This is a genomic window from Arthrobacter sp. 05T444 (genome assembly GCF_056395905.1).
This window is the reverse complement of record NZ_JBFTKK010000001.1, coordinates 356,552-375,458: the sequence shown is the minus strand read 5'-3', so window position 1 is coordinate 375,458 and position 18,907 is coordinate 356,552. Positions and strand designations below refer to the sequence as shown.

Annotated in this window: 16 protein-coding genes; 8 read left to right on the top strand and 8 right to left on the bottom strand. The window is 66.6% G+C overall.

Annotated features, from left to right (window positions below):
* Positions 1-101: 101 nt before the first annotated feature.
* From AC1DD3_RS01705 to AC1DD3_RS01680, 6 genes are all read left to right on the top strand, one after another.
* Positions 102-1,520: an amino acid permease gene (locus AC1DD3_RS01705; protein WP_476874725.1), complete on the top strand. Its 1,419-nt coding sequence runs from the start codon at positions 102-104 to the stop codon at positions 1,518-1,520.
* A gap of 191 nt (positions 1,521-1,711) precedes the next feature.
* Entirely contained in the window at positions 1,712-2,749 is a 1,038-nt protein-coding gene (locus tag AC1DD3_RS01700) for a thiamine pyrophosphate-dependent enzyme (protein ID WP_476874724.1), read from the top strand.
* Complete coding sequence (locus AC1DD3_RS01695) at positions 2,742-3,791, top strand: alpha-ketoacid dehydrogenase subunit beta (protein WP_476880818.1); 1,050 nt, start codon at positions 2,742-2,744, stop codon at positions 3,789-3,791. The genes AC1DD3_RS01700 and AC1DD3_RS01695 overlap by 8 nt, the downstream gene beginning before the upstream one ends.
* Positions 3,784-4,113 (top strand): biotin/lipoyl-containing protein, encoded by a 330-nt coding sequence (locus AC1DD3_RS01690; RefSeq protein ID WP_011692407.1) that lies wholly within the window; start codon positions 3,784-3,786, stop codon positions 4,111-4,113. The genes AC1DD3_RS01695 and AC1DD3_RS01690 overlap by 8 nt, the downstream gene beginning before the upstream one ends.
* Before the next feature lie 4 nt (positions 4,114-4,117).
* Entirely contained in the window at positions 4,118-4,945 is an 828-nt protein-coding gene (locus AC1DD3_RS01685) for an alpha/beta fold hydrolase (RefSeq protein WP_476874722.1), read from the top strand.
* 141 nt (positions 4,946-5,086) lie between these two features.
* Positions 5,087-5,833 (top strand): phosphoribosyltransferase, encoded by a 747-nt coding sequence (locus AC1DD3_RS01680; protein ID WP_476874721.1) that lies wholly within the window; start codon positions 5,087-5,089, stop codon positions 5,831-5,833.
* A gap of 79 nt (positions 5,834-5,912) precedes the next feature.
* On the opposite strand, the gene AC1DD3_RS01675 is transcribed toward AC1DD3_RS01680, so the two are convergent.
* From AC1DD3_RS01675 to AC1DD3_RS01665, 3 genes are all read right to left on the bottom strand, one after another.
* Positions 5,913-7,244 (bottom strand): MFS transporter, encoded by a 1,332-nt coding sequence (locus AC1DD3_RS01675; protein ID WP_230116876.1) that lies wholly within the window; start codon positions 7,242-7,244, stop codon positions 5,913-5,915.
* Between the two features lie 181 nt (positions 7,245-7,425).
* Positions 7,426-8,880, bottom strand: coding sequence for a 4-hydroxyphenylacetate 3-monooxygenase, oxygenase component (hpaB, locus tag AC1DD3_RS01670; protein WP_476874720.1), 1,455 nt, complete (start codon positions 8,878-8,880; stop codon positions 7,426-7,428).
* Between the two features lie 53 nt (positions 8,881-8,933).
* Positions 8,934-9,236, bottom strand: coding sequence for a flavin reductase family protein (locus AC1DD3_RS01665; RefSeq protein ID WP_476874719.1), 303 nt, complete (start codon positions 9,234-9,236; stop codon positions 8,934-8,936).
* A 176-nt stretch (positions 9,237-9,412) separates the two neighbouring features.
* On the opposite strand from AC1DD3_RS01665, the gene AC1DD3_RS01660 reads away from it, so the two are divergent.
* Positions 9,413-10,147, top strand: a complete 735-nt coding sequence (locus tag AC1DD3_RS01660; RefSeq protein ID WP_476874718.1) for an IclR family transcriptional regulator — start codon at positions 9,413-9,415, stop codon at positions 10,145-10,147.
* A 32-nt stretch (positions 10,148-10,179) separates the two neighbouring features.
* Here AC1DD3_RS01660 and AC1DD3_RS01655 read toward each other — a convergent pair whose 3' ends face one another.
* From AC1DD3_RS01655 to AC1DD3_RS01640, 4 genes are all read right to left on the bottom strand, one after another.
* Positions 10,180-11,574, bottom strand: a complete 1,395-nt coding sequence (locus AC1DD3_RS01655) for an MFS transporter (RefSeq protein ID WP_476874717.1) — start codon at positions 11,572-11,574, stop codon at positions 10,180-10,182.
* A 189-nt stretch (positions 11,575-11,763) separates the two neighbouring features.
* Positions 11,764-14,793, bottom strand: coding sequence for an AAA family ATPase (locus AC1DD3_RS01650; protein ID WP_476880817.1), 3,030 nt, complete (start codon positions 14,791-14,793; stop codon positions 11,764-11,766).
* Complete coding sequence (locus tag AC1DD3_RS01645; protein WP_476880816.1) at positions 14,790-15,986, bottom strand: exonuclease SbcCD subunit D; 1,197 nt, start codon at positions 15,984-15,986, stop codon at positions 14,790-14,792. The genes AC1DD3_RS01650 and AC1DD3_RS01645 overlap by 4 nt, the downstream gene beginning before the upstream one ends.
* Positions 15,987-16,065: 79 nt before the next feature.
* Positions 16,066-16,989 carry an aquaporin gene (locus AC1DD3_RS01640; protein WP_476880815.1) on the bottom strand — a complete coding sequence of 308 codons (924 nt, stop codon included), beginning with the start codon at positions 16,987-16,989 and terminating at the stop codon, positions 16,066-16,068.
* Positions 16,990-17,211: 222 nt separating this feature from the next.
* Between AC1DD3_RS01640 and AC1DD3_RS01635 the strand changes: the two genes are divergently transcribed.
* Positions 17,212-18,381: an ADP-ribosylglycohydrolase family protein gene (locus tag AC1DD3_RS01635; RefSeq protein WP_476880814.1), complete on the top strand. Its 1,170-nt coding sequence runs from the start codon at positions 17,212-17,214 to the stop codon at positions 18,379-18,381.
* Here the strand turns inward: AC1DD3_RS01635 and AC1DD3_RS01630 are convergent.
* Positions 18,368-18,904: a DUF4395 domain-containing protein gene (locus AC1DD3_RS01630; RefSeq protein ID WP_476880813.1), complete on the bottom strand. Its 537-nt coding sequence runs from the start codon at positions 18,902-18,904 to the stop codon at positions 18,368-18,370. The genes AC1DD3_RS01635 and AC1DD3_RS01630 overlap by 14 nt on opposite strands.
* Positions 18,905-18,907: the final 3 nt, after the last annotated feature.

The following is an 18,907-nucleotide window of genomic DNA, read 5'->3' as shown; positions in this document are numbered from 1 at the left end:
GGTCTCACGCGCCAAGACTCCGAGGCCTCCCGTGAGGCGGTAAATTCAAAAGGTCCCACGAGGACCCCTTTATCCAAACGACCCCAAGAAGGTACGCAGGCATGACGATGAAGTCCACGGCAGAGCGTCCGGCAGTACACCTCGGCCACAGCATGAAACCCCGGCAGCTGACCATGATGGGCCTGGGCAGCGCCATCGGCGCCGGGCTCTTCCTTGGCTCAGGGGCCGGCATCAAGGCCGCCGGCCCGGCCGTCCTGATCTCCTATCTCGTGGCCGGCACCCTGATCATCCTGGTCATGTGGGCGCTCGGCGAAATGGCTGCTGCCAACCCGAACAGCGGGGCCTTCTCCGTCTACGCGGAGAAAGCCCTGGGCAAGACCGCCGGGGCCACGGTGGGCTGGCTCTGGTGGCTGCAGCTGGTGGTGGTCATTGCCGCGGAAGCACTCGGGGCCGCCGGGCTGCTGTTCTCCGTCTGGCCCGTCATTCCGGTCTGGGCCCTGGCGCTCGCGTTCATGGTGGCGTTTACGGCCATCAACCTGGCGGGCGTCAAGAACTTCGGCGAGTTCGAGTTCTGGTTCGCCATCCTCAAGGTCGCGGCAATTGTGCTGTTCCTGGCCATCGGGGGCGCGCTGCTCTTCGGAATCCTGCCCGATGTAGCCTCCCCCGGCCTGGCCAACATCACCTCCGACTTCGCTCCGGCCGGCCTCGGCGGCATCGCGACGGCCCTTTTCGTGGTGATTTTCGCCTTTGGCGGAACGGAAATCGTCAGCGTTGCCGCGGCCGAGACAGAGAATCCGGAGCGCAGCGTGACCACGGCCATCCGGACCGTGGTGTGGCGCATCCTCGTCTTCTACATCGGCTCCGTGTTCGTTATTGCAGCAGTACTTCCGGCCACCTCTGAAGCACTCGCATCGCCGTTTGCCGGCGTTCTGGACGCTGCCCGCATCCCCGGCGCCGGGACAGCGATAACCCTGGTGGCCGTCGTCGCCCTTCTTTCAGCACTCAACGCCAACCTGTACGGCGCATCCCGCATGGTGTACTCGCTGTCCCTGCGCGGCGAGGCACCCCGCTTCCTGTCGGGGCTTAGCGGCGCCAAGGTGCCGATGGTTGCCGTGGGCGTCTCGGTGGCGTTCGGCTTCATTGCCACCGTGCTTGAGCTGCTGTTCCCGGAACGGATCCTGCCGGCACTGTTCCAGCTGGTGGGGTCCACGTGCCTCGTCGTGTGGGGCACGGCCCTGGTGTCCCAGCTGATCCTGCGCCGGCGGGCCGACCGCGACGGCACGCCTCTGCCCCTGCGGATGAAGGGCTTTCCGGGCCTGACGATACTCGGACTCGTGCTCCTGGGCCTGATCTTCGCCGTGGGCTTCAGCGCCGAGAGCAGCCGGATCCAGCTGATCAGCACTATTCTCCTGATCGGCGCCATCGCTGCCGCCTGCCGGTTGGGAGCGCGGTTCGCTGCGAAGTCTGAAACGGAGTCGGACCCCTCCCGCGACGCGTCGACCGCCAATCTCCCCAAGTAAGCAGCAACACGGACCGTTCCGAGCGGGGCCGCGACGTGGATGCCAGGCCGGTGGATACCGGGCCTATGGATGCCGGCCTGGCTGCACAATTTGTGCAGCCAGGCCGGCATCCTGCTGTGCAGTATTGACACTCTGGTCAGCGCCTGGCGCGCCGATTGCCGGGCCAGTCCGGGGTGACTAGGGTCACAGCTATGGACACCCTGCCTCTGCTGGATGACAGCACCGCCGCTGTCCCGCCCACTCCCGACCAGCTGCGCGAGCTGTACTCGCTCATGACCGCAGTCCGCCACCTCGATATCTCGGCTGTCGCATGGCAGCGGCAGGGCATCATCCCCGGCTATGCGCCCGAACTCGGCCAGGAAGCCGCCCAGGTGGGCAGCGGGTACGCCGTGGACACCTCCCGGGACTTTGTTTTCCCCACCTACCGCGAGATGGGGGTCGCCCGCGCCATGGGCGTCAACATGGTGGAGTACATGTCCACCCACAAGGCAACTTGGCACGGCGGGCTCTACGATCCGATGAAATCCCGGCTTGCCCCCATCCAGGCCGTGGTGGCCGGCTCCGTGCTCCATGCTGTTGGCTGGGCCCACGGCCAGACACTGGACGGCAGCGACGGCGTCGCAATGACGTACTTCGGTGACGGCGCCTCGTCGCAGGGTGACGTCCATGAGGCGATGAACTTTGCGGCCGTGATGAAGGTCCCCGTGGTGTTCTTCATCCAAAACAACGGCTGGGCCATTTCCGTGCCCACTGAACGCCAGGTTGCGGGCGGCTCCGTTGCCGGCCGGGCCGCCGGTTACGGCATGCCGGCCCTTCAGGTGGACGGAAACGACGTCGTTGCCGTCCTTGACGCTACCCGGCGGGCGTTTGCACACTGCCGCGCCGGCAACGGCCCGGTGGTCATCGAGGCCATGACCTACCGCCGCGGCCCGCACTCCACGTCGGACGATCCCGGACGCTACCGCTCGCTCGACGAGGAGCGCGACGGCGCCGGCGAGGACCCGCTGCGCCGCTTCCGGGAGCGGCTGCTTTCCGAAGGCCTGGCGGACGAACCGTTCTTCGCCCACGCGCAGGCCTCCGCGGCCGCCGAAGCTGAAGACATCCGCACAGGCCTCGAAGCACTCGGCCCGCGGCCGGGCAGTGAAATGTTTGACCTGGTCTTCCAGGAAACCACCCCCGTACTGCAGTCCCAGGCCGCCAGCTGGCGCGAGGAGTCAGAACATGTCTAACTCGATTCTCGAAGGCGAAACCGCCGGATTTCGCCAGACTGAATCAGCTGCCGGCAACGTGGCAGTCGTGATGTCCATGCAGCAGGCGCTGAACCGCGCCCTCGACGAGGTCCTCGCCGAGAACCCCAAGGCGGTGATTTTCGGCGAGGACTGCGGCCGGCTGGGCGGGGTCTTCCGCATCACGGACGGGCTGCAGTCAAAGCATGGTGAAAACCGGGTCTTCGACACCCCGCTGGCCGAATCAGGCATCCTGGGCATGTCAGTGGGTCTCGCGATGGCCGGCTTCCACCCCATCCCCGAGGTCCAGTTCGACGGCTTCGCCTACCCTGCCATCAACCAGATCGTCTGCCAGATCGCGCGGATGAACTACCGCAGCCGGGGCACCCTGCCGATGCCCATCACGCTGAGGGTCCCGAGTTTCGGCGGCATTCGCGCCCCGGAACACCACGGCGAAAGCCTCGAGGCGCTCTTCGCGCACGTCCCGGGCCTCAAGGTGGTCTCGCCGTCGAACCCGCACGAGGCGTACCACCTGCTCAAGTACGCCGCCACGCGGCCGGATCCGGTGATCTTCATGGAACCCAAATCCCGCTATTGGCAGAAGGGCGACGTCGATACAGCCGACGGCGGCTCCCCCGAAGGTGCCAAGGTTCAGCGGGAAGGCCGTCACCTGACTCTCGTGGCCTGGGGTGCCATGGTGGCCCGCTGCCTGCAGGTCGCCGAGCTCGCTGCCGAGGACGGGATCGACGTTGAGGTCCTGGACCTGCGCTGGCTCAAACCGATCGACGCCGACGCCCTGGTGGCATCCGTGCGGAAGACGCGGCGCGCCGTCGTCGTCCATGAAGCGCCGCTGACCTCCGGCCTGGGGGCCGAAGTGGCCCAACTGATCACCCAGGGTTGCTTCGACACCCTCAAGGCCCCCGTGGAGCGGGTCACCGGCTTCGACGTTCCGTACCCATCCGGGGACCTCGAAGACGAATACATTCCCAACATTGACCGGATTCTTTTCGGCATCCAGCGAGTATTGGAGTACCGACGTGGCTGAAATTTCCTTCCCGCTGCCGGATCTGGGCGAAGGCCTGATCGAAGCAACCGTCCTGGAATGGCTCGTCTCCCCTGGCGACCAGGTGGAGCGCAACCAGCCGCTCGTCGAGGTGGAAACCACCAAATCAGCAGTTGAATTGCCCAGTCCGCAGGCAGGTAAAGTGGTGCGTATCCACGGCGGGCCCGGCGACAGGATCAATGTCGGCGAGCCCCTGATTGTGTTTGAGGTGCCGGACAACACCGCCGGCATCGTGGGCACGGTCCCGAAGGAAGAGGCACCGAAGCGCCGGGTCCGCCTGAGCGCCGTACTTGATGAGGACTGACATGATGAGCGGCAGACACACCGGCGAACAGCACTCCCACACCGTGGAGGGCACCGATCCCCAGTTGTATGTCGCTGTGCATGAGCCCAAGACCGACGCCGGCCTCCGCCCCATCCTGCTGATCCACGGCTTCTCGTCCTCCAGCAAGCTGAACTGGGAGGACAGCGGCTGGCTCGCCGCCCTCCTGAACGCCGGCCGGCGTGTCATCACGGTGGACCTGCCCGGTCACGGCCGCAGCGGCGCCCCGGAGGACATGGACTCCTACTCGCCGAGCCGGATCCGCGCGGATCTCCTGCAGATTGCGTTCGACGCCGGTGTTCGGCCTGTGCAGGCAGGCGACCCTGCCAGCGGCCTCGACCTGATCGGCTACTCGCTCGGTTCCCGGCTCGCCTGGGAATTCGGCGCCACGCAGCCGGAGATCGTGCACCGGCTGGTCCTTGGCGGACCGAATATGGCTGACCCGCTGGCGGAATTCGACCTCGTTGCAGCCCAGCATTACCTGGCGGACGGTACACCCATCGCCGACGGGTCCACGGCCGGGCTCCTCAAAATGGCCCAGGCACTGCCGAGCAACAACATCTTCGCGCTGCTGTCTTTGGTGGAGGCCATCAAGGGTGAACCCTATGACCCCGCTGAGGCCGTGCCGCACATGCCCATGCTGCTGGTGGCCGGCGAAAATGACGACCGCGCCGCTTCCATGCCGCAGCTTGCGGAACTGGCCGCCAAAGTGGGTTCCATGGCCGAGCAGCTCGTGCTGCCGGGCCGGAACCATACCAATGCTGTGACCAGCAGAGTCTTCAAACAGGCAGCCATCGGATTCCTCGGCAGCTAGCTGTGCCGGCTGGCTGTCCCGGAAAGGACGGCCGGCGGGCGGCAGCTTTATGTCTCCTAACCTCCCCTCTTTTTGACCTCCTTGGGCCGTCAACCGGGCGGTAGGCTGGAATCGAGGGCGGAGACACCGTAAGAGGAATCCATGGGCATGGTTTTTGAAGACCGGGAGGAAGCTGGCGAGCGGCTGGCCGCCGCACTCCCGCAGTTCCGCGGGCAACCGGACACCGTGCTGCTCGGGCTCGCGCGCGGCGGCATTCCCGTGGCCGCCGCAGCAGCCAAAGTCCTCCGCCTTCCGTACGGCGCTGTCCTGGTCCGCAAGCTCGGCATCCCCGGCCACGATGAGACTGCCTTCGGCGCCCTGGCGTTCACGGCCGCCGTCGCGGCGGGCGGCGGTGCCGATTCCGGGCCGTCGGAACTCGGGGCTGGAGCGGCCGGCGGCGGTGCTGACGCCGGATCGGCCGAAGCTGCCAGGATTGTCCGGCTTCTCAACAGGCCCCTCGTGGAGCGTGTCCTGGAGAACGGCGTCCGGCAGGAATGGCTGGACAGGGTTGAGAGCCGTGAACGCGATGAGTTGCTCCGCCGCGTCGACGCCTACCCCGGTGCCAGGCTGGAACTCAGCGGCAAGACGGTCCTGCTGGTCGATGACGGCCTCGCCACCGGAGCCACCATGCGGGCGGCGGTCGAGGCAGTCCGCGCGGCCGGCGCCTCTCGTGTGGTCGCGGCCGCGCCGGTGGGTTCAATCGAGGCCGAAAAGTCCCTGTCGCGGGTCTGCGACGTCCTGTGCCTCCACCTGCCGGGAAAGTTCCGGGCAGTGGGAAGTTTCTACCGGCATTTTGAACAGTTGACCGACGACGACGCCATTAGCCTGCTGCAGGGCGCGAACGCCTGAGCGCACAACCGAAACAAGTGCGGGCCCGGACCGCCGGCCCGGGCCCGCATATGCGAACTGACTGTTTACGAAAGACCCGTCAGTGCCGGCTGACGCCCAGCGGACGGCCCTTGGTTTCCTTGGCCAGCAGCACACCCGCTGCGGAGATCACGCAGAGGACCATGATGTAGATGCCGATGGACCCGGTCCATTTGGTGCTCTGAAGCAGCGACTCTGCAATCGTCGCGGCGAACGCGCCGCCGAGGATGGCTCCAAACGCGTAGCCGATGGAGATCCCAGAGTAGCGGACATTGGCCGGGAACATCTCCGCGTACATGGCGGACATGGGACCGTAGGACAGGCCGAGCCCGACCGTCAGGACGAAGAGGGCCACACCATAGAGCAGGATGTCCTTGGTATCGATAAGCGCAAACATCGGGATCATCCAGGCGAAGACAATGCCGTAGCCGATGAGGAAGGTCTTCACTCGGCCGATCCTGTCGGAGAGCCAGCCGCCAACGAGCGTAAAGATCAGCCAGCCAAAGGAAGCCAGCGTGGTGGCCAGCAGGATCTGCGGAACCGGCATCTTCAGCGACTTGGTGGCGTAGGAGATAAAGAAAGCGATCAGCAGGTAGCCGGCCGCGTTGTTGCCGATGAAGATCATGGTGGAGTAGAGCACCGACTTCTTGTGGTGCCGGATAAGCTGCCCCAGCGGCGCCTTGCTTTCCGCCTTGCGGGCTGCCATTTCCTTGAAGACCGGGCTCTCCCCGACGGCTCGCCGGATCAGGTAACCCACAACAATCAGCACGATGGACAACAGGAAGGGCACTCGCCAGCCCCACGAGCCGAAGTCTTCCTTGGACATGCCGGTGTTGAGGAAGTACAGCAGGCCGGTAGCGAGGATCATGCCGACCGGGACGCCGATCTGCGGGTAGGCGCCGAAGAGCCCGCGCTTGCTCATCGGCGCGTGCTCCACGGCCATCAGGGCAGCGCCGCCCCATTCACCGCCGGCCGAGAAGCCCTGGATGACGCGGAGGGTGATCAGCAGGATGGGGGCCCAGACGCCGATGTCGTTGTAGGTGGGCAGCATGCCGATGAGGGCCGTAGCGGCACCCATCATCACCAGGGTGAACACAAGCATGGCTTTGCGGCCCAGCCTGTCGCCGAGGTGGCCTGCGACGACCGCGCCCAGCGGCCGGAACAGGAAGCTGATGCCGATCAGGGCGAAGGAGAGAATCTGTGCGAGGCCCGGATTGGAGGCCTGGAGCGGGGTGAGGAACAGCGGGGACAGCAACGTCGCTGTCAGCTGCGCGAAGATGAAGAAGTCGTACCACTCGATGGTGGTTCCGACCAGCGTCCCGGCGAGGACTTTGCGTTCCTCGCGTTTGCTGCTGGGACCCGCCTCTGAATCGACGGTGGAAGCTGCAGTCATTGAAACTCCGTGGCTGGGGGCAGGGATACTGCCGGGGATGGATGCAAGGCGATTTACCGATCGAACGGTCAGTTAGTAGGAAGAATACTATGGATGTGTGGCAAAACACACCTAAAACTCCTGATTGCACTTTCGCCGCCCGGTGGAACGGCGAAAGCGGGGCTGCCGTTCAACCGGCGGATCAGTCGGTGCGGTTCAGGAATTCGCGGAGCCTGGCCCTGACAGGCTCGCGGTCGTAGGTGTTGACGAGGGCGCCGGCCATCCGGACCGGATCCCCGAAGAAGAAGTACTCGTAGAGGGACTGGCGCCCCGAGAAACCGGAGATCGAGGCGTCAAAGGCCAGCTTGAACAGGCGGACGCGCTCGGGGCCGGTGAGTGTCTTCCCCTGCAGGTACAGGTCGATGTCTGCCCTCGCCTCGCTGTTCACGTCCGCTTCCCCGGGCAGCGCCATGAGCCCGGAGGCCGAGAACTTCCGGATGATCTGCGGGAAGCGCTGGGCGATCTTCGGGTACCAGTTCCGGGCGGCGTTGAGCGTACTCCACTTCGGCAGCATGACGCCGGCGCCGTTAAGCTCCGCGTCCGCTTCGGAGGCGCGCACCAGGGCCTTGCCTATTTCGACATCGATGATCAGTTCGGCGATGTCCTCCTGGATGTGCTGGAAGCCGTCGATGCCGATGGAATCGGCCAGCTCGGACGCGAGGCCAAGGAAGAACTCGCTCTTGGCGACGGTTCGCGTCACGACCTGGTGGGTCATGAGGGCGCCTGCACCGGTCTCGGTGTAGAACGCGTTGCAGAGCTGGGGGTTTCCGAGCATGAAGATGCGTTCGCTCGGGACGAAGACGTCGTCGAAAATGGCCACGGCATCCATCTCCTCGTAGCGGGACGCGAGCGGCTCGTCGTGCGTGCTGCCGCCGTTGTACAGGGAGGTGCGGCACAGGTACCGCAGCCCGGGGGCGTCGTTGGGAATGGCGAAGGCATAGGAGTAGGGCGCGTCCTCCGGGGTGCCGCGCAGCACCGTGGAGGGAAAGACGAGCAGCTCGTCGGCGATGGGCGCGATGGTGGCCAGCATGCGGGCACCCCTGATGACGATGCCGTCCTCGCGCTCCTCCACAATGTGCGCGGAAAGCTGGCCGCCGAGCTGTTCGGAGCCGGACACGGAACGGTTGACCTGCGGCGGGATCAGCGTATGGGTCGCGAGGACGTCATTCTCGCGCGCCCACTCGTAGTAGTTGAGGATATTCTCGGCAAATCTGGGGTCAGCCTGGGAGAACCATTTCCCGGCCGTGGCCAATGCCGTGAGGGCGGAGTTCATGTAGTCCCCGGTCCGCCCCAGGAAACCGTTCGACGCTTCCGCCCAGGTGGAAATCGCCCGCCGCCGGCGCCTCAGGTCCTCGACGGTTCTCGGAACCAGGAAGGACGCGTTCACGAGGTCGCTCGTGGTGGGCGACGTGTAGGTGAGCGCTTCCTGGTACTGCTGGCCGTGCTGCATGTCGAACAGCTTCGCGTAGGACCTCGCCACGTTGCGGAAGGCAGGATGCTCCGAAACCTTTTCGCTGACCACTTCGCCGTCAATGACGATGTGCGGTGTCATCGCGTTGAGTCTGTCCAGGTACTGCTGGCCGGTTCGGATTCCCATTGTTCTGTCTCCAGTCGTCGTCGAACTGCAGGTGGTCGGGTGGATGATGCGCGTTAGAGAAGGTCTTCCATGCCCAGTTGGCGCTGTTCCGCGCCCAGGATGTTGACGGTGAACGGCCGGCCGGCGAGCTCGTCGTGCGCCTTGGTGGTGCGGGCAATGCTGACCAGCACCAGCGGCGGCTCCATGGACACCGAGGTGAAGGAGTTCACGGTTCTGCCGTGGCGCTTGGTCGCGCCGTCGAACGTGACGATGGCAACGCCGGTGGCAAACCTTCCGAGACTGCCGCGAAAATGATGGGCCCGCGGAACGGACGTCCGGCCGGGGACTTCCGGCGCCGCTTCCGGCTTGGCAATCATCGTCGATTCCTTAGGTCACGGAGACTTGTGTGTTCGAGCACCGGCGCTACTGGTACACCAGCGCAGCGTATTCTATAGTTGAACTCGTAATTCCTATATGGAACGCTAGCCGAACGTGACGTGCAGCACAAGGCTGCGGAACAAACCGCACCGGTCTCCCGCCTAGGATGGACAGCATGAATCCAATCGCCAGTGCCGGCGCACAGGCTGCGCCTGCCCAGGTTTCCCCGTCGCAGACGCTCTCACGGGGCATCAGGGCCCTGGAAATCCTGGCCGAAGCCGAGAACCCTCTCACGATCGCCGAGCTTGCGGACGCTATGGGCGTCCACCGTTCGGTAGCGTACCGGATCCTCCGGACGCTCGAGGACCACTCGCTGCTGGTGCGCGACGACGCCGGCCGGGTGCAGCCGGGGCCCGGCCTGGCCGTGCTGGCAAGGGGCGTTTCCCGCAACCTCCAGACGGCCGCCCTCCCCGAGCTGACCCACCTTGCCAATGCCCTGAACATGACGGCGTTCATTGCCGTCTGGGACCATCAGGAGTGCGTCACCCTGGTCACGGTGGAGCCCCGGCATTCGGCCGCCACGGTGGTCCAGCACCCGGGATCCCGCCACCCCATCAGCAGCGGCGCCCCCGGTATCGCCATCCAGTCGGCGCTGACGGAGCATGACTGGGTTCAGCTGGCGCCAACCGTTCCGTACCGCGCCGAGGCCGCCGAGGCGCGGAAACGGGGCTACGCCGCAAGCCATGACGAGGTCATTGCGGGGGTTTCCTCGCTGGCCGCCCCCATCCGGGTGCCGGGCGGACGGCCGGCAGCGGTCGCCGTCGTCTATATCCGCTCGTCGCAGGACCCGTCCGACGTCGCCGCGGCGCTGACCGCCGGTGCCGCACGGATTGAAGCGCAGCTCGCCTGACACGCCCGCCGCTGGCGGACACAGTGGTGGGGTCAGCGCACAGGCGTCGCGGCAGCCTTGCGCTGGTTCCGCTGGTTTTGGCGGACGACGACGGCGGCAGCCGCGCCGAGCACGAACAGCGCCGCTGCGGCGGCAATCGGAACGAGGAAAGCCGCAGCGTAACCCGGGCCCTGCGCCAGCTGACCTGCAATCGTTGATCCCACGGCCGTGCCGGCCACGATGCCGCTGGCCAGCGCCGTCATCACCGTTCCGAGCCGTCCGGCGGGCGCAGCGATCCCGCCGATTGCAAAAACGGTCACCATGACGGGCCCCACCGGAAGGCCGAGGGCCAGCAGGACGAGGACCATGGCCCAGCCGCTATCCGGGAGGAGCAGCAGCGTCGACAGTCCGGCCATGAGGGCGGCGGAGGCCAGCCAGCGGGCCGTGACCGTGAACCGGACCGGCCAGTAGGCCACGGAAATTGCGGCCGCGGCCGAGCTCAGTCCCATCACCGAGTACAACAACCCGGCAACCTCGGATGTTGCGAATGACGCCGAGAAGGAAGTGAGGGCGGTCTGCGTGGAGCCAAAAAAGGTGCCCATGCAGACCATCGCCAGCACAGGGACCGCGACGGCGGCCACGCGGGCCAACCGTCCGCGGCGCGGGGTGCCTGCCACGTTGGGCGCGGGTTGAACGGCCTTGCCGGGGCGGCCGTTGCGGGGAACGGACAAGTGCGTCCGGTGCACGGCGAATGCCGGCACGAGCGTGATGGTGAGGACCGCTGCAAGAGCCAGCGGCAGCCAGGGCGCCACCAGGCTCGCCAGCACGCCCACGAGTGCAGGGCCAAGGACGAACGTGAGTTCATCGGCTGTGCTTTCGTAGGACAGTGCCGTGTCCAGATCCGTGCCGCTGTCCTTCCGGCTTCCGCCGGACGTCAGGGCCATCCACCTCACGCGGGCGAGCGGGCCTACCTGGGGACAGCTGACGCCAGCGATGAAGGCCGCTGCGAAGACCGGCCAGGCTGAGCCGAAAGAGTCGGCACTGACTCTGTCTGCACCGGGCAGGGCATAAGCCAGTGCAACCAGAGTGAGCACGGCGACGGCGTTCAGAATGGCAGACACCAGCAGCACCGGACGTTGTCCACGGCGGTCCGCGAGGGCGCCCAGGACAGGGGCGCCGAGGGCAGACCCGATGCCGACAGCCCCGGCCGAGGTTCCGCCGATTGCGTAGGATCCGCTGACGGAGGTGACCAGCGTCAGTGTTCCGACAGTCAGCATGGCGAGCGGGAGCCGCGCAAACAGCCCGAGGGGAATAAAGCCCTTGCCGGCCAGTTGTGGGAGCCGGACGAACCGGCCGCCGGAGCGGGGAGGCCGCGAATCGGCAGGCGTGGCCGCAGCGGCAGATGGGAGTTCAGTGGCCGGACGCCGAGGCGCCGTGGAAGTTGTCATGTATCCGGGCTCGTTCAGTACTGCGCATCGTCCCTCCTCCCGATGCGCGCAACCCGGTAACTATCCGATTGTACTGGACACTGGGGTCCGGCACACTCAGGCCCGGCACACTCAGGCGCCCGGCACACTCAGGCGCCCGGCTCACTCAGGCCCGGCGTTGCGGGGCGGCACTGAATGCCGTCCGGTGGATCAGCCTGCCAGCGCGGCCTCAGAAATGTGCAGGGTGGAGCCGTTGCGCCCCTTCACCACCTGGAGTTGAGTGCCTATCCGCTGCTTCATCTCCGCCACGTGGCTGACAAGTCCCACTACGCGGCCGCCGTCGCGCAGGCCTTCGAGGGCGTCCATCACCTGCTCCAGGGCCTGCTCATCGAGGCTTCCGAAGCCCTCGTCCACGAACAATGTCTCAATGTCCACGCCCCCGGCCTCCTGCTGCACAACATCCGCTAGGCCCAGGGCGAGCGACAGCGAAGCCATGAAGGACTCGCCGCCCGAGAGGGTGGACGTGTCGCGTCGCAGGCCGGTCCACTCGTCCACGACTTCGAGGCCAAGCCCCGACTTCGCGCCCCTCGCGGCTTTGGCATCCGTGTGCTGCAGCGTGTACCGGCCATCGCTCATGGCGACGAGCCTCTCCGAGGCGGCGATGGCCACCTGTTCAAGCCGTGCCGCCAGGACATAGCTGTTGAGGCTCATGCGGTAGCTGTTGTCTCCGGCACCCCTGGCCGCGTCAGACAGGGCCGACAGCATTTCCGCCCGTTCCCGCGGTTTCCGGCCAGACTCCGCCACCTCCTTGTATTCGAGGCGGAGGCGTCCCAGGGCGGTGGACTTCTGCGATGCCAGGCCGGCAGCGAGCGCCACGTCCCGCGACTTCTGCGCGGCCCTTTCGGCTTCGGCCCTCAGACGGTCCACTTCGCCTGCATCCGCAGTGACGCCGGCGGCTTGCTCCTTTTCCGCCAGGACGAGCTCCTCACCGGCGAACAGCTCTTCCAGCCGGGCTTGTTCGTCCTGCCCCGCCCGCACCGCCGACTCCAGGCGCGCGGCATCCCCCGCGGCAAGCAATGCGGTGTGCGCTTCGGCGGCGGAGTCGAAGCCTGCGTCCGGCAGCGCGAGGTCCAGCTGGCTCCGCGCCTCGTCCAGACGGGCCGATGCCAGGTCGAGGGCTGTGCGGGCGGAGGCCGCCCCCTCCAGCACCTCAATGGTCTTCCTGACGCCGCTGCAACGCTGGCCGAGGCTGGGGTAACCCGCCCGCAACGCGGCAAGCGCAGATTCCAGGGCAGTTGTCTGTTGTTCCAGTTCGGTCAGCGTGGATTCGGTCTGGGCGATGCGCGACAGACATTCGGTCCGCCCCTGCTCAGTGGCAGCGATGCGGTCTTCCAATTGCTCCTGCCGTGCCCGGCTTTCGGCCAGCTGCTCTTCGGCGGCCTCGGCCTCGTCGGCTGCTTCGCTGGCAACCCTCGCCGCTTCCTGGGCCTCGGCCGGATCAGTGTCTCCGCCCTGGCCTGCCAGCACAGCGAGCTGTTGCCGGGCAGCAGACAGCTCCGCGTCCAGCGCTGCGAGAGCCTCCTCTGCGGCATCGCAGATGTCCCTGGCCTGTTCTTCTTCCTCGGCAAGGCCAAGTGCCGACCCGGCGGTGGGCACGGGCGCCGGATGCTCCGTACCGCCACAGACCGGGCAAGGTTCTCCGGCTTCCAGCCGCGCCGCCAGTTCCGCCGCCGCGTTGGCCAGGCGCTGTTCCCGGAGGTCAAGCCACCGTTGCCGAGACTCCTGGTAGGCGTCCCTGCCCTTGAGGTGCCGTTCAGCTGCCCCTGCACATTGCAAGGCAGCTGTCCCATAGCGCCGGACGACGTCAACAAGCTCTTGGGCCGCCACGGATTCCTTGGTGCGGAGCACGGCCTCGCCCGCCAACTGTTCCAACGGCTGAAGTCCCGCGCGGAGCCGGGTCATTTCCGAGCGGAGTGAAAGCAGGGCCTCAGAGTGGTCCTTGCTGGTGTCCAGCAGTTTCTGACGCCCGACGACCAGGCCCGCGCTTCTTGCCGCAAGCCCGGAAAGCTTGTCCTCGTCCGCGAGCCGTTCGTTCACCACGGCCAGCAGTGCGCGCAGCCGGTCCAGCTCGGCGGTCACGTCAACGGAGGCCGAGCCGGTGTGCGCCAGCTCGGCATCCGTCAGAACCGCGGCCCGAAGGTTTGCTGCGGCACGTGCCATTGAATCGGCTGCCCGGGCCAGTGCGGGCTCTGCAGCGGTCACCGCCTGGAGCTGTCCGCCAAGGTTCTCGGCCTTGCGGTGCAGTGCCAGCCGGGCAGCATCACGTTCGAGCACGGGGACCGCCGCATTGGCTTCTGTTCTTCGGCGCAGCGCGGCGGCGAGCTTCAGCTGGCGGCGTTCGCGGGCTATTTCCGCGTCCAGCCGTACAGCATGCTCGCTGCAGACAGCCTCGCAGGACTTGGCTTCCGCGGCCAGCTCCGAGGCCTTGAGCGAAGCGGCGTCTTCGAGCCAGCCGAGGAGTTCACGGTGACTACCGGGCTCGGGTGCCCCGGTCAGGTCCAGCCCCAGCGTCTGGGCCTCGGCCTGGGCCCTCGTCACCAACAGAGCCAGTTTGCTGTTGTGTCCGGCGACCTCTGTGGCGGCTTCGGCTGCCCTGCCGGCCAGTTCGCGCTCGACGGCTTCGAACCGTTCGGTTCCGAAGAGTTTCTGGAGAAGGTCCAGCCGGTCTGAGGCTTTGGAACGCAGGAAGGCCGCGAAGTCGCCCTGCGGGAGCATGACTACCCGGGTGAACTGCTCCCGGTCCATTCCCAGAATGGCGGTAATCTCGGCTCCGGCTTCGTCGTTCCGGCCGGACTTCTCGATCCACTCCCCGCCGACGCGCTCCCGCAGGAGTGTCTTGGCCTGCTGTACGGTGAAGCCGTTTCGGCCCCGGGCGCTCGGCTTGTCCCAGGCCGGTGTGCGGGACACTTCAAAGCGCCTGCCGCGGGCGCTGAATTCACACCTCACCCGGGGTTCTATCGCAGCGTCGGCGTGGTCACTGCGCAGCCTTTTGCCGTCCTGCCGTGCGCCGGGGACGGAACCGTACAGGGCGTAGCAGATGGCGTCCAGCACGCTCGTCTTGCCGGCGCCCGTGGCCCCGTTGAGGAGAAAAAGCCCATGCGCGCTGAGCCGGTCAAAGTCGATTTCTTCGGTGCCGGCGAAGGGCCCGAAGGCGCAGATTTCCAGGCGGTGGATCCTCACAGCGACACTCCTTGCAGGCGCACGGTCTCCAAAGCGTCGGCCAGGACGCTCCGCTCGGTTTCGTCAGGTTCACGGCCGCGGACGTGCTCCAGAAATCCGCAGCAAATCGAAAGGTCATCCTCAGCCTCGGCAAGCCTGCTGCTGTAGCTGATCTTGGCGGACGCCGGTGCCCCTTCCGGATCAAAGCCCAGCACGAGGGTGTCCGGGTACCTCGCCCGCAGCCGCTCCATAGCCTGGGCCGGACGCTGGGCATCCGTGAGGGTCACCTGGCAGTAGGCGTCCTCCGCCCAGGCATGGTAGGCGGACTCGAGGAGCTCGGTGATGGTTCCCCGGAGGACGGCGAGTTTCCTCGGCGCGTCCCAGTTGATCTCCTGGACCGCCGTGACGCCGGACTCATCGATGTCGATGAGCCAGCCGCCCTTTTGATGTGTTGCCTCTGAAAAGGAATAGGCCAGCGGTGAACCCGAGTAGCGCACTTCCGGCGACAGCTTCTGCCGGCGATGGAGATGGCCCAGGGCCGTGAAACTGAAACCGTCGAAAAGGTCCAGCGGTACAGCGCCGACTCCCCCGATGCTGAGGTCACGCTCACTGTCCGAGCTGAGCCCGCCGCTCGCAAACGTGTGGGCCAGCACCACCGAGTGGACGGTCCGCGACTGGCTGCGCCGAGCCAGGTCCGCCCGGACTCGCTCCGTGGCGGCACGCGTGATATCGAAGTGAGTGGCCGTTTCCACGCCGAGCTGGTCGGCCACGAGGCGCGGCTCCAGCCACGGGATGCCATAGATTGCCAGCGCGGGGCTGACCTCGTCCTCCGAACCGTCCCCGGGAGGCCCATCCTCCAGGGGCACCATCAGCGGCGTGTCGAGGTCCGCGAGCCGGGTGCGCAGATGCACCCCGCCGCGCTCCAGCAGCCGGGAGGCAAACCCCAGCCGGATGGCGGAGTCATGGTTGCCGCTGGTCAGCACCACCCGGGAACCGGCCGCGGTGAGCCGCACCAGGGCGTCGTCAAGCAGCCCGACGACATCCACTCCAGGCAGTGCGCGGTCGTAGACGTCGCCGGCGATGAGGACAACGTTGACGGACAATTCCTCGACCCTGGCGACCAGCTGGTCGATGAAGTCGCGCTGGGCGTCCAGCATGCCAACGCCGTGGAAAGACCGGCCCAAATGCCAGTCAGAAGTGTGCAATAACCGCATGTTCATAAGCTATCCGTAGGCACTGACAGTATTGCTGACCGTCCGCTTGGGCGCGTCCGGAGACGTACCAAGAGGACGGTTACTTGTCGCGAGTGCCGTCGAAGAAGTCGCGCGCCTCGCCGTCGGCCGGGGTTCCGGGCAGGTCATCGCTGTCCAGGACCTCCTCGTCGACGTCGTCGTCACCGGTTCCTGCCGCGGCAACGAGGCTGCCGGTACCGTTGCCGGCCGAACGCCTGCTGGCAGCGTTGTCCGATAAGCCGCGGAATACAAGGCCTGCGATTGCCGCGCCCACCAGCGGTGCCACCCAGAACAGCCACAGCTGCCCCAACGACCAGCTGTTGGAGAACAGGGCAGACGCGGTGGCACGGGCGGGGTTGAATGGTGCGTTGCCCACAGCCTGTCCGAGCTGCAGCAGCACGGCCAGGGACAGGCCGACGGCGAACGGTGCAGCCGCCGCGTGGATGTTGCGGCGGGCGGTGGTGCCGAGGAAGACTGCGACCAGGAGGGCTGCGCCCACTACTTCGGCCAGCAGGACTCCCGCCATGGGTGTCTGGATGACGGAGTGCTCGCCGAATCCGGCGGTGACGGTATCGAACGCGGCCCTGGTGTCCTGGATGGTGGGGACAGTCCGCAGGATGCCGAAGAGGGTGAGCGCACCGAGGGCTGCCCCCACCAGCTGAGCGCCGATGTAGGCGGCTGCGTGGACCATCCGGATTCTGCCGGCCACCAGGTTGCCCAGGGTGATGGCAGGGTTGAAGTGTCCCCCCGAAATGTACGCGAATGCCAGCATCGCCGCCGTCACGGCCAGGCCGGCTGCGAGCGCGGCCGGCAACGGGCTGGACTGCGGGATGGTGAAAAGCGGCACGCCCAGGCCGGCGATGACGAGGAACAGGGTTCCGAACGCTTCGGCAGCAAGCCGGGAAACCAGTCCGGGCCGGTAGCCGGCGTCACCGGCGGGGTGCAACTCGGCGTCGGTGGTGGATACGGACACAGGGGTGGTCATGTTCGGAGAATCCTTTGTTTCGGTGAGCCGGAGACACCGGCATCAGCCGGGTCAGCCTCTGCAGTCTGCCAACAGAGTCTGGACGGTTGCTGAATTCGAGCTTAGCGCCCATTAGACGGGCATACTTCCTCCACAGGCGCCTTGTGACGGGGCCGACATTGCGAGAGGCTGCGACGCAGCGCACGGGGAAAAAGACAGGTTCAGGCAGGTAAATTTACCTGCATGAGCAATAATCCCGGCACCGCGGCCCTGCCGTCCCCGAAATCCCGTATCCACGGCTGCCTTTTGGGCGGCGCACTCGGAGATTCCCTCGGCTACGCAATTGAATTTGATTCGATTACAGCCATCCGCAGCCGTTTTGGCGCGGACGGCCTGCGGGACTTCGCAGCGCTCGACGGCGGGAGTCACTTTTCGGACGACACGCAGATGACGCTTTACACAGTGGACGGGCTCGTCGAGGCACTGGAATGGGCGAATTCGGGTGTGGGCGCCGATGCCAACGCCTGCGTGTGGCTCGCCTACCTGCGCTGGCTCAACACGCAGGGCGTTTCCGCCCCGGAAGCGGCTCCGCGCCCGCAGCCGCGCTGGATTGACGGGCAGCCGGTGCTCCAGCACCGCCGGGCTCCCGGCAATGCTTGCCTGAGTGGTCTTGCTACAGGCGAGATGGGGACGGTGTACCGTCCGGTCAACCCGGACTCGAAGGGCTGCGGCACCGTGATGCGGTCAGCCCCATTCGGACTGATCCCGCACATCCCGGCCGACTCGGTCTACAAACTGAGCGCGAACGCCGCTTCCCTCACGCACGGGCATCCCTCAGCACGCCAGAGCGCCGGGGTTTTCAGCCTCCTGATCCACTCGCTGCTCCAGGGCCAGGATCTGCTGGAAGCCGCCCAGGCGGCCGCGGATCATGTCCGCTCTGATGCGGAAGCTGCGCCGGAGCTCCTTGAGCGCATCAGCACCGCACTTCGCATAGCCAGCGGGGCAGCCGCCTCGGGTACGGGCCCCGGTGAGCCAGCGGGACCTCCTTCGGGACCTGCTTCGGGACCTGCTTCGGGACCCGGTACGGAAACGGGCGCATTGCTGGGCCCCGAGGACCTGGTCCGAGAACTGGGTGAGGGCTGGGTGGCGGAGGAGGCGCTCGCCGTCGGGCTTTACGCGGTGCTCGCCACGGCGCCGGGACACCGGGACCGGCCCGCGGAGCACTTCAAGGCCGCCATCGCACTTGCCATCAATCACAGCGGGGACAGCGATTCCACGGGCTCTATCGCCGGCAATATCCTGGGCGCGTACTACGGCGAGCAGTGCCTGCCGGAAGACTGGCTGGCAGCGCTGGAAGGGCCAGAGGTGATCCGCGGCATGGCCGAGCAGCTGGTGGCAGTTACAACTGCCTGAGGGAGATGTTGTTGCAGGCCTCGCAGACGTCATCAGGGATCATGCCGCGACGCTGCAGGAAGCCGAAAATCGTGCAGCCAAGGCAATATCCGGCGAAGGCCTCCAAAGACGCAGCGACGATCAGCACGGCAAGCAGAACCCAGGCCGCCGGCGCCACGTCAGCGAGGAACAGTACAGCCGCAGCAGTGGATACGGCCGCGCCGATCCCCTGCGCGAAGCGCTTGGGAGGTCCCGGGACCAGCTTGGCCCGTCCTAAACGCGGCGCGAGCACCTTGACCGAGAGCAGGGCCAGCGGCGAGATCCTGGGGCCGAACAGCACGCGGAGCCAGAACCCCGCAGCGATGAAGGCGAGGCCCCACCCCATGCCGGTGAGGAGCGTGGCCGCGGACAGCAGCACCACGAGGCTGGCCGTGATGCGGGCAGCGTATTCGTTCACCGGGTTGGGGAAAGCAAACACCGCGCGCCAGTCCACGCCGGCGGGTGCGGTAGCTGCGGACGAAGATGTGTCGCCTTGTCTGCTCATGCA

Coding starts and splice junctions, on each gene's coding strand:
- AC1DD3_RS01705 (WP_476874725.1), top strand. CDS start 102: ATGACGATGAAGTCCACGGCAGAGCGTCCGGCAGTACACCTCGGCCAC.
- AC1DD3_RS01700 (WP_476874724.1), top strand. CDS start 1,712: ATGGACACCCTGCCTCTGCTGGATGACAGCACCGCCGCTGTCCCGCCC.
- AC1DD3_RS01695 (WP_476880818.1), top strand. CDS start 2,742: ATGTCTAACTCGATTCTCGAAGGCGAAACCGCCGGATTTCGCCAGACT.
- AC1DD3_RS01685 (WP_476874722.1), top strand. CDS start 4,118: ATGAGCGGCAGACACACCGGCGAACAGCACTCCCACACCGTGGAGGGC.
- AC1DD3_RS01680 (WP_476874721.1), top strand. CDS start 5,087: ATGGGCATGGTTTTTGAAGACCGGGAGGAAGCTGGCGAGCGGCTGGCC.
- AC1DD3_RS01675 (WP_230116876.1), bottom strand. CDS start 7,244: ATGACTGCAGCTTCCACCGTCGATTCAGAGGCGGGTCCCAGCAGCAAA.
- hpaB (WP_476874720.1), bottom strand. CDS start 8,880: ATGGGAATCCGAACCGGCCAGCAGTACCTGGACAGACTCAACGCGATG.
- AC1DD3_RS01665 (WP_476874719.1), bottom strand. CDS start 9,236: ATGATTGCCAAGCCGGAAGCGGCGCCGGAAGTCCCCGGCCGGACGTCC.
- AC1DD3_RS01660 (WP_476874718.1), top strand. CDS start 9,413: ATGAATCCAATCGCCAGTGCCGGCGCACAGGCTGCGCCTGCCCAGGTT.
- AC1DD3_RS01655 (WP_476874717.1), bottom strand. CDS start 11,574: ATGACAACTTCCACGGCGCCTCGGCGTCCGGCCACTGAACTCCCATCT.
- AC1DD3_RS01645 (WP_476880816.1), bottom strand. CDS start 15,986: ATGCGGTTATTGCACACTTCTGACTGGCATTTGGGCCGGTCTTTCCAC.
- AC1DD3_RS01640 (WP_476880815.1), bottom strand. CDS start 16,989: ATGACCACCCCTGTGTCCGTATCCACCACCGACGCCGAGTTGCACCCC.
- AC1DD3_RS01635 (WP_476880814.1), top strand. CDS start 17,212: ATGAGCAATAATCCCGGCACCGCGGCCCTGCCGTCCCCGAAATCCCGT.
- AC1DD3_RS01630 (WP_476880813.1), bottom strand. CDS start 18,904: ATGAGCAGACAAGGCGACACATCTTCGTCCGCAGCTACCGCACCCGCC.